Below are 16,256 nucleotides of genomic sequence, written 5' to 3' on the forward strand. Positions count from 1 at the left end.
CGTAGCTAAGGGCAAAGAGCACACTACTCTTTGCCCTTTAACATTTAACGCATGGTCACGAACTCTTCTGCCGCCGTCGGGTGAATGGCAACCGTGTTGTCGAAGTCTTTTTTGGTTGCGCCCATCTTCAGCGCCACCGCGAAGCCCTGCAACATTTCGTCCATGCCAAAACCAATGCCGTGAATACCGACAATTTTCTCTTCCGGTCCAACGCACACCAGCTTCATGCGGCACGGCTGGCGGTGAGTGGTGACGGCGGTATACATCGCGGTGAAAGACGATTTATACACTTTCACCTGATCATCGCCGTACTGCTCACGCGCCTGCGGTTCCGTTAAACCAACAGTACCAATCGGCGGATGGCTGAAGACCACGGTCGGAATGTTGCTGTAATCCAGATGCTCATCCGGCTTGTTGTTAAACAGCCGTTCAGAGAGACGGCGACCCGCCGCCACCGCGACCGGCGTCAGTTCCACTGCACCTGTGTTATCGCCCACCGCGTAAATACCTTCAACGTTAGTATTTTGATATTTATCGACGACGATATAGCCTTTTTCGTTGGTTTTAACGCCAGCGGCTTCGAGGTTGATGTTGTCATTGGCAGGTTCACGTCCAATCGCCCAAATCAGGCAATCCACCGTTTCACTGCGACCATCTTCCAGCTCCAGCGTCAGGCTGCCATCGGCATTTTTCACCACCGCTTTCGGGATTGCATTGGTGTGCAGCTGCGGGCCTTCAGCGTTCATCACTTCGACCAGTGTTTCAGTGATCATCGGGTCAAAGCTGCGCAGCGGCGCGTGTTTACGCACAAACAGATGCGTCTTCGCGCCGAGGCCGTTAATAACGCCAGCCAGTTCAACGGCGATGTAACCCGCACCAACAACTGCCACGCGCTCTGGCAAAGCGGGTAGGGCAAAGAAACCATCGGAATCAATGCCATATTCCACGCCCGGAATATCCGGGTGGCTTGGACGACCACCGGTGGCGATCAGAATATGATCGGCCGTAATGGTTTCACCGTTTACCTCCAGCGTTTTGGCATCAACGAAGCGGGCAAAGCCCTTGATTACATCAACGTTATTTTTACCGAGCACGTTTTCATAGGAAGTATGAATACGGTCGATATAGGCGGTACGGCTGGCGATCAACGTTTCCCAGTTGAACTTATTTATGGTGGTATCAAAGCCATAATCCGGGCCGTACATGTGGATCGCTTCGCGGATTTGCGCCGCGTGCCACATCACTTTTTTCGGCACGCAGCCAACATTCACGCAGGTGCCGCCCAGTTCTTTGGCTTCAATCAGCGCGCATTTCTGACCGTACATAGCCGCGCGGTTGATGGAGGCGATACCGCCGCTGCCGCCGCCGATGGCGATGTAATCATAGTGTTTAGTCATGACATATTGTCCTTATCGTTGATTACCGCGATTGTAGCGCGAGACGTAATAGGTGCCAGCGATGGTTGCAATTACTCCGGCACGATCCAGCTTACGGTGGCGTGCCCGGTGCCTGCCGGAACCAGTTTGCTGTGCAGCCACGGCAGCACGTTGTTCATTTGCTGCTCCAGCTTCCAAGGTGGATTAATCACAATCATGCCGGAAGCGGTCATACCACGGCGGTCGCTGTCTGGCAGCACCGCTAGTTCAATTTGCAGAATTTTGCGAATGCCGGTCGCTTCCAGGTCGTGGATCATGCGCTTGATCTGCTGGCGCAGCACCACCGGATACCATAATGCGTAAGTGCCGGTAGCGAAACGTTTGTAGCCTTCTGCTATTCCGCTGACCACCGCCTGATAGTCGGTTTTCATTTCATACGGTGGGTCGATAAGTATCAAACCACGGCGGGAAACTGGCGGCAGTTTTGCTTTCAGTTGCAGGAAACCGTCGGCTTTTTCTACGCGCGCACGGCTGTCTTTCTGAAATTCAGAACGCAGCAACGGGTAATCGCTCGGGTGTAGCTCGGTCAGTTGCAGGCTGTCTTGTTCACGCAGTAACTGACGGGCAATCAACGGCGAACCGGGGTAGTAACGCAACTGTCCGCTACGGTTGAAGTGTTTTACCACATTGATGTACGGCTCCAGTTCTGCGGGCAAATCGTCCTGCTGCCAGATACGGGCGATGCCTTCGAGATATTCGCCAGTACGCTCGGCATGTTCGCTGCTTAACTGATAACGCCCGGCACCCGCATGGGTATCGAGATAGAGAAACGGTTTATCTTTCTCTTTCAGCGACTCGATGATCAGGCTCTGAACGGTGTGTTTAAGGACGTCGGCGTGGTTGCCAGCGTGAAAGCTGTGGCGATAACTGAGCATGGGTAAAGGTGTTCCGGTAAGTAAAAATCGGCCCGTATTCGGGGCGCACAAAAGCATATCAGGACAGTATACCGAAAAGAGGACGTCGCCGCGAAAGCGTAACGTTTCTCATTGAAATTCACTACACTTAACCCCATGCTATTACCCATTACGCGTCGGATGGCATCGGCCTATTAACGTAGGCCGGATAAGACGTCAGCGTCGCCTCCGGCGAAAGCGCCTGTGAGCGTTTCGTTCCCTCTATTTAACCAGGACTGTACCTATGACGAATCCGTTACTGACTCCCTTTGAATTGCCTCCGTTTTCTAAAATTCTCCCGGAACATGTCGTTCCTGCTGTCACTAAGGCGCTGAACGACTGCCGCGAAAATGTGGAGCGCGTGGTAGCGCAGGGGGCACCGTACACCTGGGAAAATCTCTGCCAACCGCTGGCGGAAGTGGACGATGTGCTGGGACGTATTTTCTCCCCGGTCAGCCACCTGAACTCGGTGAAAAATAGCCCGGAGCTGCGCGAAGCCTACGAACAAACGCTGCCGCTGCTGTCGGAATACAGCACCTGGGTAGGGCAACACGAAGGGCTGTACAAAGCGTACCGCGATCTGCGCGATGGCGATTACTACGCCACGCTGAACACGGCACAGAAGAAAGCGGTTGATAACGCACTGCGTGATTTTGAACTCTCTGGCATCGGTCTGCCGAAAGAGAAACAGCAGCGTTACGGCGAAATTGCCACCCGTCTTTCTGAGCTGGGCAACCAGTACAGCAACAACGTCCTCGATGCGACGATGGGCTGGACCAAACTCGTCACCGACGAAGCGGAGCTGGCGGGGATGCCAGAAAGCGCGCTGGCTGCAGCAAAAGCCCAGGCCGAAGCGAAAGAACTGGAAGGCTATCTGCTGACGCTGGATATCCCAAGCTACCTGCCGGTAATGACTTACTGCGACAACCAGTCTCTGCGCGAAGAGATGTATCGCGCTTACAGCACCCGCGCCTCCGATCAAGGCCCGAACGCCGGTAAGTGGGACAACAGCAAGGTGATGGAAGAGATCCTCACCCTGCGTCACGAACTGGCGCAACTGCTGGGCTTTGAAAACTACGCCTTTAAATCCCTTGCCACTAAAATGGCAGAAAACCCGCAGCAGGTGCTTGATTTCTTAACCGATCTGGCAAAACGCGCGCGTCCGCAAGGTGAAAAAGAGCTGGCGCAGCTGCGCGCCTTCGCCAAAGCCGAATTTGGCGTCGATGAGTTGCAGCCGTGGGATATCGCTTACTACAGCGAAAAACAGAAACAGCACCTCTACAGCATCAGCGACGAACAACTGCGTCCGTACTTCCCGGAAAACAAAGCGGTTAACGGGCTGTTTGAAGTTGTGAAACGTATTTACGGCATCACCGCGAAAGAGCGTAAAGATGTTGATGTCTGGCACCCGGATGTACGTTTCTTCGAACTGTATGACGAGAACAACGAACTGCGCGGCAGCTTCTACCTCGACCTGTATGCCCGTGAAAACAAGCGCGGCGGGGCGTGGATGGATGACTGCGTAGGCCAGATGCGTAAAGCCGACGGTTCGTTGCAAAAACCGGTCGCTTATCTGACCTGTAACTTCAACCGCCCGGTGAACGGTAAACCGGCACTGTTTACCCATGACGAAGTGATCACCCTGTTCCACGAGTTCGGTCACGGTCTGCATCATATGCTGACCCGCATCGAAACTGCCGGTGTTTCCGGGATCAGCGGGGTGCCGTGGGATGCGGTCGAACTGCCGAGCCAGTTTATGGAAAACTGGTGCTGGGAGCCGGAGGCGCTGGCGTTTATCTCCGGTCACTATGAAACCGGCGAACCGCTGCCGAAAGAGCTGCTGGATAAAATGCTGGCGGCGAAGAACTACCAGGCGGCGCTGTTTATTCTGCGCCAATTAGAGTTCGGTCTGTTCGATTTCCGCCTCCACGCAGAGTTCCGCCCGGATCAGGGAGCGAAAATCCTCGAAACCCTGGCAGAAATCAAGAAACTGGTTGCTGTGGTGCCGTCTCCGTCATGGGGTCGTTTCCCACATGCATTTAGCCATATCTTTGCCGGTGGTTATGCAGCAGGTTACTACAGCTACCTGTGGGCTGATGTGCTGGCGGCGGATGCCTTTTCGCGCTTTGAGGAAGAGGGGATTTTCAACCGTGATACTGGACAGTCGTTCCTCGACAACATTCTGAGCCGTGGCGGTTCAGAAGAGCCGATGGAGCTGTTCAAACGTTTCCGTGGTCGTGAACCGCAACTGGATGCGATGCTGGAGCATTACGGCATTAAGGGCTGATCATTCAGTGAAAATCTGCTTAATTGATGAATCGGGCGCCGGAGACGGCGCCTTATCTGTTCTGGCGACCCGCTGGGGGCTGGAACATGATGAAGACAACCTGATGGCGCTGGTATTAACGCCGGAGCATCTGGAACTGCGTAAGCGTGATGAGCCGAAACTTGGCGGCATTTTCGTTGATTTTGTCGGCGGGGCAATGGCGCACCGACGCAAATTCGGCGGTGGTCGCGGTGAGGCGGTAGCAAAAGCGGTGGGCATTAAAGGCGATTATCTGCCGGATGTCGTCGACGCCACCGCAGGGCTGGGGCGCGATGCCTTTGTGCTGGCTTCGGTCGGCTGCCGCGTGCGGATGCTGGAACGTAATCCAGTGGTTGCCGCATTGCTCGATGACGGCCTGGCGCGTGGCTATGCCGATGCGGAAATCGGCGGCTGGTTGCAGGAGCGTTTGCAGTTAATTCACGCCTCCAGCCTGACGGCGCTGACCGATATTACTCCGCGCCCGCAGGTGGTCTATCTTGACCCGATGTTCCCACATAAGCAGAAAAGCGCGCTGGTGAAAAAAGAGATGCGTGTGTTTCAGTCGCTGGTGGGGCCGGATCTCGATGCCGATGGGTTGCTGGAGCCTGCGCGGTTGCTGGCGACCAAACGCGTGGTGGTGAAGCGCCCGGACTATGCGCCGCCGCTGGCGAATGTCGCCACACCGAACGCGGTTGTTACCAAAGGGCATCGCTTTGATATTTATGCGGGTACGCCGGAGTAAAAGTAAAACGGGTAGCGTTATAGCTACCCGTTTTTCTGCAAAAAAATTAATGGCTTTCCGGTGTCTCAATCATTCGTTTCAGCCAGGGCACCATCATCAACATCACTACTGCAACGCCCAGCGTGACCAGACCAATCTTACCAAACACGTTGGTGTAGACAGGTAACGTCTCAAGCGGATCGGTAATATTGTCTGGCACTGCGGTAAATGTTGCCACATAGCCGCCGAGCAAGAACGCGGCAGCCTGCGTCAGAAACCACATCCCCAGAATAAAACCCATCAAATGCTGCGGCACCAGAGCAGCAACCATTGCCAGCCCCAGGGCGCTAATAAACAGTTCACCCAGGCTCTGGAACAAGTAAACCAGCACGATAAACCACGGTGATGTCAGCCCCTGCGCATCAGCAAACCACATCCCCGCAGCAGCGGCAGTCAGAAAACCCAGCGAGCACATAAACATGCCGAGAGTAAATTTCATCGGCATCGAGAGGTCTTTGCCTTTGTTACCCAGATGAGTGTAAATGCCCGCCAGTATTGGGCTGGCGAGTACCACCCAGAACGGGTTAAGCGCCTGGAAGCTGACCGGGTTGATGGAAAAACCGAGAATTTCATGATGCACGTTGTTGATGGCAAAGAAGTTCAGCGACGTTGGCATCTGGGCGTAGAGGATGTAAAACACCACCGCTTCGAGCATCAGCACAAAGGCGACAAACATTTTATTGCGCCCGGTTTTATCCAGCTTGAATGCCTGGCGGAAGAAGATAATGGTGACAACGATGGAGAGGACGATCAGTACCAGATTGGCGACTTCTACGTTGTGCATCAGCCATGCACAGACGAAGATCATCACTACGCTGCCAATCAACACGTACAACAGTTTGCCGAAGTTCAGTGGTCGGAAGTCTGGATCTGAACCAATATTTTGCACCATCCCGCGACAGGCGATGTAGACCAGTAGCGCGATAATCAAACCTACCCCGCACAGGTTATAGGTAACGGAATAACCAAATCTATCGGCAATCACTGGTGCCAGCGACAGCGCCACCAATGAACCAATATTGATCGACATGTAAAACAGAGTGAAAGCACCATCCAGACGCGGGTCTTTCGGTGGATAGCATTTAGAAAGCAGGCTTGCCGGGTTGGCTTTAAACAAGCCGTTGCCGACGGCAATAGTGCCCAGGGCGATGAAAATCAGATCAGGCTTAAGTAGCGACATTCCGGTCATGAAGTAACCAATCGCCAGCACAATAGCCCCAAGAACAATGGTGCGTTTAGTCCCAAGTAGGTGGTCGCCGACATAGCCACCAATGGAGATAAGTCCATAGACTAGCGCAGCAAAAGCGCCAAAGGTGACAAAGGCCTGCTCTTGTGAGAATCCGAGCTGTTTAACGAAGAAAACTGCCAGCACGCCTTGCACGCCGTAGTAGCCGAATCGCTCCCATAATTCGACAAAAAAGATCATGAAAAATGGGCGAGGTTGTTGCAGCATCCCGGTGGGTGTTGTTGTATTCATATTTATTAACCTTCCAATACCATCCTGAAAAGTATGAATGCGTAATTGATTGCGCGCGAAAGATTTTACAGATGTCTAAGATTTTTAATATTGATGTGGTAAATAGTTATATGCACTATTTCTACAGAAAATAACCAGCTAATCATGCTGGTTGTTTGAAGTAAGGTGGTTTTAGATTCTGATTTTTGAGGTGCTGAAAATTTGGATAGCTCTATGTATCTATGAGCCTGCAGGCCAGGAGTGCGCAAAAGCAGAACGCCCGCATAAGCGGGCGTCGGGAGCAAGTCGGGAGGGGATGATTATTCTTCTTCGTCGCGCAGCGGAACAATCAGCATATCAACGTGAACGGTGTTGATCAGTTGACGCGCGGAAGACATCAGTTTGCTCCAGAAGTCCTGGTGATGACCACAAACAACCAGATCCATATCGTATTTCTTGATTGCATCCACCAGAACCTGACCCAGATCGCCGCTGCCGCTTAGGGTTTCAGTGATTGGGTAACCTGCGTTGGTGGAGAGCTCGGTCAGCGCGTGATGAGTCTCTTCGGAGATGCGTTTCTGCATATCACCCAGATTCACATCAATAAGCCCGGTGTATAGGTCAGAGTAGTTTACATCTACGTGGATCAGAGAAACCTTCGCATTGTAGGGGCGAGCCATAGAGACTGCTTTCTCTACCAGAACTTTGCTTTCCGGGGAGAGATCGACCGCGATGAGAATGTGTTTATAAGCCATAGTGTTACTCCTTCCATAAAGTTGTCGATGACTGGCCAGCTAGCGTTTCTTGTGCCGTTACGTCACCCGCGTCCTGCGAACTACGTGCGCGGGGCTAACCCAGCCGTAAAGATTCAGTGTTAAGACCATCCTTACCTTATAGCGACCCGGATGATCCGTCAATCCGCCTTGCTTACCAATCAGATAATCAAATTTTCGAGATGAATATATTGATAGTGGTTAACCTTATGGAAAAAAAACAAGCTGATCTCCTACACTATCTATAGAGCCGCTCGGATGTGCGTCACGACAAAAGCGGTTTCTCCAGGACCTGGTGTTAACTGATTGGCAGCGTATCGGGAGCGGTAGCCCCGGAGTGGAACTCCGTGGGCCGGTCGCCGGGGAGGAGGTATGATAAGCACCGTCGCATTATTTTGGGCTTTATGTGTCGTTTGCATTGTTAACATGGCGCGCTATTTCTCATCACTACGCGCGTTGTTAGTGGTACTGCGTAATTGCGATCCATTGCTCTATCAATATGTAGATGGAGGGGGCTTTTTTACCTCACATGGCCAACCTAACAAACAGGTGCGTCTCGTTTGGTATATCTATGCTCAGAGGTATCGCGATCATCACGATGATGAGTTTATTCGTCGCTGCGAGCGTGTGCGTCGGCAGTTTATTCTGACCAGCGCCTTGTGTGGTCTGGTCGTGGTAAGCCTGATTGCATTGATGATCTGGCATTAAGTACCACAGCAATAACGCATAAAAAAAGCGGGTCAGAAAACTGACCCGCTCATTTTTATGCGTGCGATTACAGGAACTGCAAGGAGATCCAGTACAGCCCGCCGGAGAGCAGTATCGCAGCCGGGAGAGTAAACACCCACGCCATCAGAATGCTGGTTACTGTTTTACGCTGTAAGCCGCCACCATCAACAACCATCGTCCCCGCTACGGAAGAGGAGAGTACGTGAGTGGTGGAAACCGGCATCCCGGTATAACTCGCCAGGCCGATAGACACCGCAGCCGTCATCTGGGCAGACATCCCCTGAGCGTAGGTCATGCCTTTCTTACCGATTTTCTCACCGATAGTCGTTGCCACGCGACGCCAGCCAATCATCGTACCGATACCTAACGCCAGCGCGACCGCCATGATGATCCACACCGGAGCGTACTCGATGGTACTCAGCATATCGGACTTCAGTTTCTTCAATAGACGCTGATCATCTGCTGTGACGCCAGGCATTTTCACCACTTTGTCGATGGTGTCAGAAACGCACAGCATAATGCGGCGCATCTGGCTACGTTGGTCAAGCGACAGCTTGTCGTAGCTTTCCACGTCAGCAGTCAACATGCCTTTCAGGCGATTGAGCGCGTTAATGGTATTCGACGGATGGCAATGGAACTCCGCAGGTTGTGTTGCGCCTGCTTCCGGAGTCGGTACTAACTGATCATCACCGGTCGCCTGTTTCAGCAGTGCAGGGTGTTGCTCAAAATAAGCTTCCACGTTGTTGATTGCATCACGGGTACGAGTGATTTCGTAGCCAGAGGCATTCATATTAACCACGAAGCCCGCTGGTGCGACGCCAATCAGCACCAGCATAACCAGACCAATGCCTTTCTGACCATCGTTCGCACCGTGAGAAAACGCCACGCCGACAGCGGAAAGGATCAGCGCGATACGCGTCCAGAACGGCGGCTTTTTCTTGCCGTCTTTCTTTTCACGCTCCGCTGGGGTCAGGTGGATACGGGCGCGTTTCTTAGTGCCGCTCCAGTAGCGACGCAGCAAGAAAATCAGACCGCCAGCAAACACCAGGCCGACAATAGGGGAAACGATCAGAGATGCGAAAATACTTAATACTTTCGGGATATTGAGTGCATCCACCACTGACGTACCGGTCATCAACGCATTGGTTAAACCAATACCGATGATTGCGCCGATCAGCGTATGAGAGCTGGATGCAGGCAAACCAAAGTACCAGGTACCCAGGTTCCAGATAATCGCTGCCAGCAACATAGAGAACACCATGGCGAGACCATGGGACGATCCCATATTAAGCAGCAAGTCTGTCGGTAGCATATGCACAATGGCATAGGCAACACTAAGACCACCCAGCAAAACACCCAGGAAGTTGAACACTGCCGCCATAACCACTGCGAGCTGAGAACGCATCGCGCGGGTATAGATGACAGTTGCCACAGCGTTGGCTGTGTCATGGAAACCATTAATGGCTTCGTAGAACAGCACAAAAGCCAGTGCAAGCAATAATAACAGCCCGGTATGCAAATCCAGGCCAGCAAACAAATGTAGCATAGGACGTTACGCCATTTTGAGGACATGAACGCGGCGCATTATCAGTGACTTTCGCGGCGCGGGCAAAGTGAAATATAGATTTTTTTGATTTGCCTCCTGTATGATTTTTACCCAAAAAATAATTATCTTATATAATTCAGGTAAATACTTCCCCTAAGTAATATTGATGCTGGTGCGACCACTGAGGAATCTTTACAATTCACGCCCGTTTTTTCTAAGAGGAGCGCAACGTGGAAAGGTTTGATGCCATTATTATAGGCGCTGGTGCGGCTGGTATGTTCTGTTCTGCGCTGGCAGGTCAGGCGGGACGCAGAGTTTTGCTGATTGATAATGGTAAAAAACCGGGGCGCAAAATCCTCATGTCTGGCGGTGGGCGCTGCAACTTTACCAACCTTTATGTCGAACCTGGCGCCTATCTGAGCCAGAATCCGCATTTTTGTAAGTCAGCTCTCGCCCGCTTTACCCAGTGGGATTTCATTGATCTGGTCAATAAACACGGCATCGCCTGGCACGAGAAAACGTTAGGACAACTCTTCTGTGATGACTCTGCACAGCAGATTGTCGACATGCTGGTGGATGAGTGTGAAAAGGGTAATGTGACCTTCCGATTGCGCAGCGAAGTGCTGAGTGTGGCAAAGGATGAAACGGGGTTTACGCTTGAACTGAACGGTATGACCGTCGGCTGCGATAAACTGGTCATTGCCACCGGAGGCCTCTCGATGCCTGGTCTGGGCGCATCGCCGTTCGGTTATAAAATTGCCGAACAATTTGGCCTCAACGTGTTGCCAACCCGCGCTGGCCTGGTGCCATTCACCCTGCATAAACCGTTGCTGGAAGAGTTACAGGTGCTGGCGGGCGTGGCGGTGCCTTCGGTGATCACCGCTGAAAACGGCACCGTATTTCGCGAGAACTTACTCTTCACTCATCGTGGCTTATCCGGCCCTGCGGTATTACAGATTTCCAGCTACTGGCAGCCGGGCGAATTTGTCAGCATCAATCTGCTACCGGATGTGGATCTCGAAACCTTCCTTAATGAGCAGCGTAACGCACATCCAAACCAGAGCCTGAAGAACACCCTGGCGGTTCATCTGCCGAAACGGTTGGTTGAACGGTTACAACAACTGGGGCAAATCCCGGATGTCTCGCTAAAACAGCTCAACGTGCGTGATCAACAGGCGCTGATTACCACATTGACCGAATGGCGTGTGCAGCCCAACGGCACCGAAGGCTATCGCACCGCCGAAGTGACGCTCGGCGGTGTGGACACCAACGAACTCTCTTCACGGACAATGGAAGCGCGCAAAGTGCCGGGGCTGTACTTCATCGGTGAAGTGATGGACGTCACCGGCTGGCTGGGGGGCTATAACTTCCAGTGGGCGTGGTCGAGCGCATGGGCTTGTGCACAGGATTTGGCGGCTGTGAATAAATAATAAAAATTCGGCGCCGTTATCAACATCAAGGCCGGGAAGCGGGAACTAATGGTTCCCGCTTAACGTTTTATTCACCGCGCAAAATCTGGCGGAAATGGGAAACCAGCGGACGTTGGTTGGCTTTATGCCATGCTGCCCATAATTGCGTTGAATAATTCATCCACGGCAATTCACGTAATACCACCCCTTCCGGCGCATTATGACGCAGACTATGTTGAATTAAGGCCAGACCTAATCCCGCAGCGACCAGACCTAATGCCGTGAGTGGTTCACCCGCTTCCAGGCGAATATCAGGATTAAACCCAGCGTTAACACAGGCGGCGACAAAATGATCGCGAGAATGCGCATCGTCGTTATGAATCACCGCAATCCACTGCTCATCGCCAAGTTGTGACGCAACAAGGTTTTCCTCCTGCGCCAGAGGATGATTTTGCGGTAAGGCCAACAACATTCGATCATCCAGAACCTGAATATATTCCAGATCCTGCTCGCTGTCGGCGGGCGGCGTATCGACCAGAGAAAAATCGAGACTGCGCTGGCGCAGGCCTTCAATCTGAGTGGCTGGTGGTTGGCTGTAAAGTGCGATATGCACATTCGGACGCGATACACGTAACGTACGTAGCGCCGTAGAAAGCACACCGGAATGCATGGCGTTTTCAATATAGCCAATACACAAGCCACCATCTTCCCCCCGTCCCAGGCGTTTGCCTAACGACTCCAGACGGTTGGCGTGTGTCAGCAACGAACGTGTTTCGGCAAGGAATGTCTGTCCATCAGCGGTCAGGCGAATGCGCTGCTGATTACGCTCAAACAGCATCAGCCCCAGCCGTTCTTCCAGTTGTGCAATCTGGCGGCTCAGCGGTGATTGCGAGATATGTAATCGCTCGGCTGCGCGTCCCACGTGCTCTTCTTCTGCGACCACCACGAAGTACTTCAGTTGGCGTAAATCAATCATGTTAGACCTCAAAGGACTTAAGTCAGACGAATTATGTCCTATCAAGTCACAACCTCGCAAGGTAATGTGATCCACGTCACAGGGCGATAGCAAAAAAACGCCCGAACCCAAACCGAATAATTGAGGACATCTTATGAGTATCAAAAATTTACTTCCCGGCAAAATTGGCTTAGGCGGCGCACCGCTCGGCAACATGTTCCGTGCCATTCCGGAAGAAGAGGCCCACGCCACCGTGAGCGAAGCCTGGAACCTGGGCGTGCGTTACTTCGATACCGCGCCGCTGTACGGCTCTGGCCTTTCTGAAATCCGCATGGGTGAAGCGCTGTCTCAGTATCCACGCGATGAATACGTTCTGAGCAGCAAAGTCGGCCGCATCATGCTGGACGAAATGGAAGATCCGGCAAAACGTGATTTCGGTGAAAAAGGTGGCCTGTTCGAACACGGCCTGAAAAACAAAATTCTGAATGACTACTCTGCTGACGCCACGCTGCGCTCGATTGAAGACAGCCTGAAACGCCTGAAAACAGACCGTCTGGATATTGTCTGGATCCACGACCCGGCGCAGGACTTCTACGGTGACAGCTGGCTGGAGCAGTTCAACATTGCTCGTACCGGTGCGTTTCGTGCGCTGACGCGTTTGCGTGACGAAGGTGTGATTAAAGCCTGGGGACTGGGTGTGAACCGCGTCGAACCTTGCGAACTGACGCTGGCGCTGGACGAACCGAAGCCAGATGCGTTCCTGCTGGCGGGGCGTTATTCCCTGCTGGATCACGAACGTGCGCTGCAACGCCTGATGCCAGAAGCACTGGAACAGAATGTGGATATCGTTGTCGGTGGTCCGTACAGCTCTGGCGTACTGGCAGGCGGCGAGCACTTTGAATATCAGAAAGCCTCTGCGGCCATCCAGCAGAAAGTGGCGCAAATTAACGCCATTGCCACACGTTTCAATGTGAACGTTAAAGCAGCTGCGCTGCAGTTTGCGCTGGCAAACCCGGCCGTTGCGGCGGTTATTCCTGGCTCCAGCCGTCCTGGCCGTATGGCAGAAGATCTGGCTGCACTGAATGCGCCTGTTCCGGCTGAATTCTGGGCAGAAATGCGCCGTCAAAATCTGGTTGCGGAAAACGCTCCGCTGCCGACCCGTTAAGCAACCTGGTGAGAAAACGATGAAACTGGATCTGACAGGTAAAGTCGCGGTGGTCAGCGGCTCAACCTCCGGCATTGGGCAGGGTATCGCCGCCGGACTGGCAAAAGCAGGCGCAACGGTGGTTGTCGTCGGCCGTAAACAGAGCGGCGTTGATGACGCCATGGCTGCGATTGCGGCACAAACTCCCACAGCGTCACTGCGCGGCGTGGTGGCCGATCTCAGCACCGAAGACGGCGTGGCTGCGCTGATCGCTGCAGTCCCAACGGCTGATGTGCTGGTCAATAATCTGGGTATTTTCAACGATAAAGATTTCTTTAGCGTGCCGGATGATGAGTGGATGCACTTCTATAACGTCAACGTCCTCTCCGGCGTTCGTCTGGCGCGTCACTATGCGCCAGGCATGACGGAACAGGGCTGGGGGCGGATTATCTTTGTCTCGTCTGAATCCGGCGTGGCAATCCCTGGCGACATGATCAACTACGGCGTCACCAAAGCCGCGAATCTGGCGGTCTCTCATGGTCTGGCGAAACGACTGGCGGGGACCGGTGTGACCGTCAACGCCATTCTGCCAGGGCCAACCTTTACCGATGGCCTGAAAGAGATGCTGGCGAATGCCGCTGCACAGTCGGGACGCAGTGCGCGTGAACAGGCCGATGAGTTTGTTAAAACCTCGCGTCCGAGCTCCATCATCCAGCGTGCGGCGGATGTGGAAGAAGTGGCGAATCTGGCGGTTTATCTCGCGTCACCGCTTTCCTCGGCAACCACAGGGGCAGCCCTGCGCGTCGATGGCGGCGTCGTCGACACCCTGACTATGTAACCCTATAAATTAAGAGAAAATTATCATGGCTAAAACAACTGTATCAATCGAAATCCCGGCTTCTGCCGACGCCGTATGGCAATTGATGGGCGGCTTTGATGCGCTGCCAGACTGGCTGCCATTCATCCCGAAAAGTGTGGTGACAGAAGGTGGTCGCGTTCGTTCGCTGACAACCTCTGACGGTGGCACTGTGGTTGAACGTCTGGAAGCGTTTGATAACCGTCAACGCAGTTATACCTATTCCATTATTCAGGCACCGTTCCCGGTGGTGGATTACCTCTCCACCATTACCGTTCATGAAACCGCCGACAGCCAGGTTTCCCGTGTGGAATGGTTCGGTGAATTCACCCCGGTGAATGTGACGAACGAAGAGGCCGAGGCGCTGTTTACCGGCATCTATCGGGATGGTCTCAAGGCGCTGAAGGACAACTTTGTTGCCTGATGCGATCGACAGGCGTCGGAATGTCCGGCGTCTGATTATTAACAAAAACAGAATAGTCTATTGTCATTTGTATCATTTATGTTATCAGACGGCAGGCGTATTCTCTCCCCATCGCGTTAATAAATGCCAAACAATCAAGACACTCTGGAATATAAACATGAAAACGATCATCGCAATTTTTACGGCTTCTCTTTTCTCTGTCGCGGCGTTTAACGCATCGGCGCAAAGCGTGACAGCAACCGGTACAACACTGGATTCTGCGGAAGCGGTTATTGCGCAGAAAGCGAAAGAGATGAACGCCTCTGAATACAAAATTACCAGCGCTCGCATGGGCAATACCGTCACCATGAGTGCCGAACTGTATAAATAATCGCGCGAGGAACCCATTATGTTATTTGCTAAATATGCGCTGAATGCGTTGCCATTAAAAAACCGTATTGTAATGCCACCGATGACGCGTTCCCGCGCCGGTGCGGGTGACGTTGCGACTGACATGATGGCGGACTATTACGCGCAGCGTGCCAGTGCTGGACTTATCATCAGCGAAGGTACGCAAATCAGCCAGCAGGGGCAGGGTTATGCCTGGACGCCGGGTATTTATTCTGAGGCGCAGATTGCTGGCTGGAAAAAAGTGACCGATGCGGTACATCACGCAGGTGGTAAAATTTTTGCTCAGCTGTGGCACGTCGGTCGCGTGTCTCATACCGTGCTGCAACCGAACGGCGCCGCACCGGTGTCCTCTTCGGCGATTCAGGCCGAAGGGGTAAAAGTGTTTGTCGATGTGGAAGGCCGTGGTCCGGAGAACGGCGTTGGCGAGATGGTTCAGCATGACATGCCACGTGCACTGACGCTGGAAGAGATCCCGTCAATCGTTGATGACTATGCACAGGCGGCGCGTAATGCGATTGCCGCTGGCTTTGACGGTATTGAGTTGCACGGCGCGAACGGCTATCTCATTAACCAGTTCATTGACTCGCAGGCCAACCTGCGTGATGACGAATACGGCGGCTCGCTGCAAAATCGTCTGCGCTTTATGAAAGAGGTGGTGGAAGCTGTCTCTTCGGCGATTGGTAAAGAGCGTGTAGGAATTCGTCTCGCGCCGCTGACTACGCTGATGGGCTCCAGAGACGATACGCCGGAAGCGACCTACCTCGCGGCGGCAAGCGTACTGAACGAGCTGGGGATTGCCTATATCCATATTGCCGAAGCCGACTGGGAAGATGCGCCGGTGATGCCTGCGGCCTTTAAAGAAGCGCTGCGCATAATTTTCCACGGCACGCTGATTTACTCCGGTAAATACACCAAAGCGCGCGCCGAAGAGGCGCTGGCTAACGGCTGGGCTGATCTGATTGGTTTTGGTCGTCCGTTTATTGCCAACCCGGATCTTCCGCATCGTCTGGAAAACGATTTACCGCTGAATGCGCCCATCAAAGAGAAATTCTTTGGCGGCGGTAAAGATGGATATCTGGATTATCCGGTTCTCTGAATTTGTTTTTTGTCACATGTAGATATCGTTACATATCAATTTGTTGTGTTTTTAGTGGCATTA

General features: G+C 53.0%; 15 protein-coding genes. 9 read left to right on the top strand and 6 right to left on the bottom strand.

Annotation, left to right across the window (positions count from 1 at the left end; translation table 11 throughout):
- Positions 1–44: 44 nt before the first annotated feature.
- On the bottom strand, positions 45–1,397 hold the full coding sequence (gene gorA, locus HEN21_RS05130) for a glutathione-disulfide reductase (protein ID WP_000160819.1): 1,353 nt from the start codon (positions 1,395–1,397) through the stop codon (positions 45–47).
- Positions 1,398–1,468: 71 nt separating this feature from the next.
- On the bottom strand, positions 1,469–2,311 hold the full coding sequence (gene rlmJ / locus HEN21_RS05135; RefSeq protein WP_010349921.1) for a 23S rRNA (adenine(2030)-N(6))-methyltransferase: 843 nt from the start codon (positions 2,309–2,311) through the stop codon (positions 1,469–1,471).
- Positions 2,312–2,573: 262 nt separating this feature from the next.
- Between rlmJ and prlC the strand changes: the two genes are divergently transcribed.
- Positions 2,574–4,616: an oligopeptidase A gene (gene prlC, locus HEN21_RS05140; RefSeq protein WP_176251715.1), complete on the top strand. Its 2,043-nt coding sequence runs from the start codon at positions 2,574–2,576 to the stop codon at positions 4,614–4,616.
- 7 nt (positions 4,617–4,623) lie between these two features.
- The gene (gene rsmJ, locus HEN21_RS05145; protein ID WP_000686600.1) at positions 4,624–5,376 is read left to right on the top strand and encodes a 16S rRNA (guanine(1516)-N(2))-methyltransferase RsmJ; all 753 of its coding nucleotides are present in this window, start codon (positions 4,624–4,626) and stop codon (positions 5,374–5,376) included.
- Positions 5,377–5,422: 46 nt separating this feature from the next.
- On the opposite strand, the gene dtpB is transcribed toward rsmJ, so the two are convergent.
- Together dtpB and uspA are read right to left on the bottom strand one after the other, a co-directional pair.
- The gene (dtpB, locus tag HEN21_RS05150; protein WP_176251716.1) at positions 5,423–6,892 is read right to left on the bottom strand and encodes a dipeptide/tripeptide permease DtpB; all 1,470 of its coding nucleotides are present in this window, start codon (positions 6,890–6,892) and stop codon (positions 5,423–5,425) included.
- A 299-nt stretch (positions 6,893–7,191) separates the two neighbouring features.
- Complete coding sequence (gene uspA / locus HEN21_RS05155; protein WP_000323571.1) at positions 7,192–7,626, bottom strand: universal stress protein UspA; 435 nt, start codon at positions 7,624–7,626, stop codon at positions 7,192–7,194.
- A 390-nt stretch (positions 7,627–8,016) separates the two neighbouring features.
- On the opposite strand from uspA, the gene uspB reads away from it, so the two are divergent.
- Complete coding sequence (gene uspB, locus HEN21_RS05160; protein WP_000626187.1) at positions 8,017–8,352, top strand: universal stress protein UspB; 336 nt, start codon at positions 8,017–8,019, stop codon at positions 8,350–8,352.
- Positions 8,353–8,419: 67 nt separating this feature from the next.
- Here uspB and pitA read toward each other — a convergent pair whose 3' ends face one another.
- Positions 8,420–9,919, bottom strand: coding sequence for an inorganic phosphate transporter PitA (pitA, locus tag HEN21_RS05165; RefSeq protein ID WP_000902772.1), 1,500 nt, complete (start codon positions 9,917–9,919; stop codon positions 8,420–8,422).
- A 230-nt stretch (positions 9,920–10,149) separates the two neighbouring features.
- On the opposite strand from pitA, the gene HEN21_RS05170 reads away from it, so the two are divergent.
- Complete coding sequence (locus tag HEN21_RS05170; RefSeq protein ID WP_021550039.1) at positions 10,150–11,349, top strand: BaiN/RdsA family NAD(P)/FAD-dependent oxidoreductase; 1,200 nt, start codon at positions 10,150–10,152, stop codon at positions 11,347–11,349.
- 67 nt (positions 11,350–11,416) lie between these two features.
- Here the strand turns inward: HEN21_RS05170 and HEN21_RS05175 are convergent, their stop codons facing one another.
- Positions 11,417–12,304, bottom strand: coding sequence for a LysR substrate-binding domain-containing protein (locus tag HEN21_RS05175; RefSeq protein ID WP_000566329.1), 888 nt, complete (start codon positions 12,302–12,304; stop codon positions 11,417–11,419).
- A 133-nt stretch (positions 12,305–12,437) separates the two neighbouring features.
- Between HEN21_RS05175 and HEN21_RS05180 the strand changes: the two genes are divergently transcribed.
- The 5 genes from HEN21_RS05180 to HEN21_RS05200 all read left to right on the top strand — a co-directional run bounded on the left by HEN21_RS05180 (position 12,438) and on the right by HEN21_RS05200 (position 16,193).
- Positions 12,438–13,448, top strand: coding sequence for an aldo/keto reductase (locus tag HEN21_RS05180; protein ID WP_000023622.1), 1,011 nt, complete (start codon positions 12,438–12,440; stop codon positions 13,446–13,448).
- Between the two features lie 19 nt (positions 13,449–13,467).
- Positions 13,468–14,265, top strand: a complete 798-nt coding sequence (locus HEN21_RS05185) for an SDR family NAD(P)-dependent oxidoreductase (protein ID WP_176251717.1) — start codon at positions 13,468–13,470, stop codon at positions 14,263–14,265.
- A 25-nt stretch (positions 14,266–14,290) separates the two neighbouring features.
- Positions 14,291–14,707 carry an SRPBCC family protein gene (locus tag HEN21_RS05190; RefSeq protein WP_001140838.1) on the top strand — a complete coding sequence of 139 codons (417 nt, stop codon included), beginning with the start codon at positions 14,291–14,293 and terminating at the stop codon, positions 14,705–14,707.
- A gap of 157 nt (positions 14,708–14,864) precedes the next feature.
- A complete protein-coding gene (locus HEN21_RS05195; protein ID WP_000848792.1) occupies positions 14,865–15,077 on the top strand; it encodes a YdgH/BhsA/McbA family protein in 213 nt (70 codons plus the stop codon).
- A gap of 18 nt (positions 15,078–15,095) precedes the next feature.
- Positions 15,096–16,193 carry an alkene reductase gene (locus HEN21_RS05200; RefSeq protein WP_105285998.1) on the top strand — a complete coding sequence of 366 codons (1,098 nt, stop codon included), beginning with the start codon at positions 15,096–15,098 and terminating at the stop codon, positions 16,191–16,193.
- Positions 16,194–16,256: the final 63 nt, after the last annotated feature.

Origin of the sequence: Escherichia sp. 93.1518 (assembly GCF_013368915.2) — a bacterium.
Taxonomy (GTDB): Bacteria; Pseudomonadota; Gammaproteobacteria; order Enterobacterales; family Enterobacteriaceae; genus Escherichia; species Escherichia ruysiae.

Excerpts from the sequence above, each read along its gene's own strand:
- gorA (WP_000160819.1), bottom strand. The coding sequence starts at position 1,397 with ATGACTAAACACTATGATTACATCGCCATCGGCGGCGGCAGCGGCGGT.
- HEN21_RS05190 (WP_001140838.1), top strand. The coding sequence starts at position 14,291 with ATGGCTAAAACAACTGTATCAATCGAAATCCCGGCTTCTGCCGACGCC.
- HEN21_RS05200 (WP_105285998.1), top strand. The coding sequence starts at position 15,096 with ATGTTATTTGCTAAATATGCGCTGAATGCGTTGCCATTAAAAAACCGT.
- pitA (WP_000902772.1), bottom strand. The coding sequence starts at position 9,919 with ATGCTACATTTGTTTGCTGGCCTGGATTTGCATACCGGGCTGTTATTA.
- uspB (WP_000626187.1), top strand. The coding sequence starts at position 8,017 with ATGATAAGCACCGTCGCATTATTTTGGGCTTTATGTGTCGTTTGCATT.
- uspA (WP_000323571.1), bottom strand. The coding sequence starts at position 7,626 with ATGGCTTATAAACACATTCTCATCGCGGTCGATCTCTCCCCGGAAAGC.
- rlmJ (WP_010349921.1), bottom strand. The coding sequence starts at position 2,311 with ATGCTCAGTTATCGCCACAGCTTTCACGCTGGCAACCACGCCGACGTC.
- HEN21_RS05185 (WP_176251717.1), top strand. The coding sequence starts at position 13,468 with ATGAAACTGGATCTGACAGGTAAAGTCGCGGTGGTCAGCGGCTCAACC.
- HEN21_RS05195 (WP_000848792.1), top strand. The coding sequence starts at position 14,865 with ATGAAAACGATCATCGCAATTTTTACGGCTTCTCTTTTCTCTGTCGCG.
- prlC (WP_176251715.1), top strand. The coding sequence starts at position 2,574 with ATGACGAATCCGTTACTGACTCCCTTTGAATTGCCTCCGTTTTCTAAA.
- dtpB (WP_176251716.1), bottom strand. The coding sequence starts at position 6,892 with ATGAATACAACAACACCCACCGGGATGCTGCAACAACCTCGCCCATTT.
- HEN21_RS05180 (WP_000023622.1), top strand. The coding sequence starts at position 12,438 with ATGAGTATCAAAAATTTACTTCCCGGCAAAATTGGCTTAGGCGGCGCA.
- HEN21_RS05175 (WP_000566329.1), bottom strand. The coding sequence starts at position 12,304 with ATGATTGATTTACGCCAACTGAAGTACTTCGTGGTGGTCGCAGAAGAA.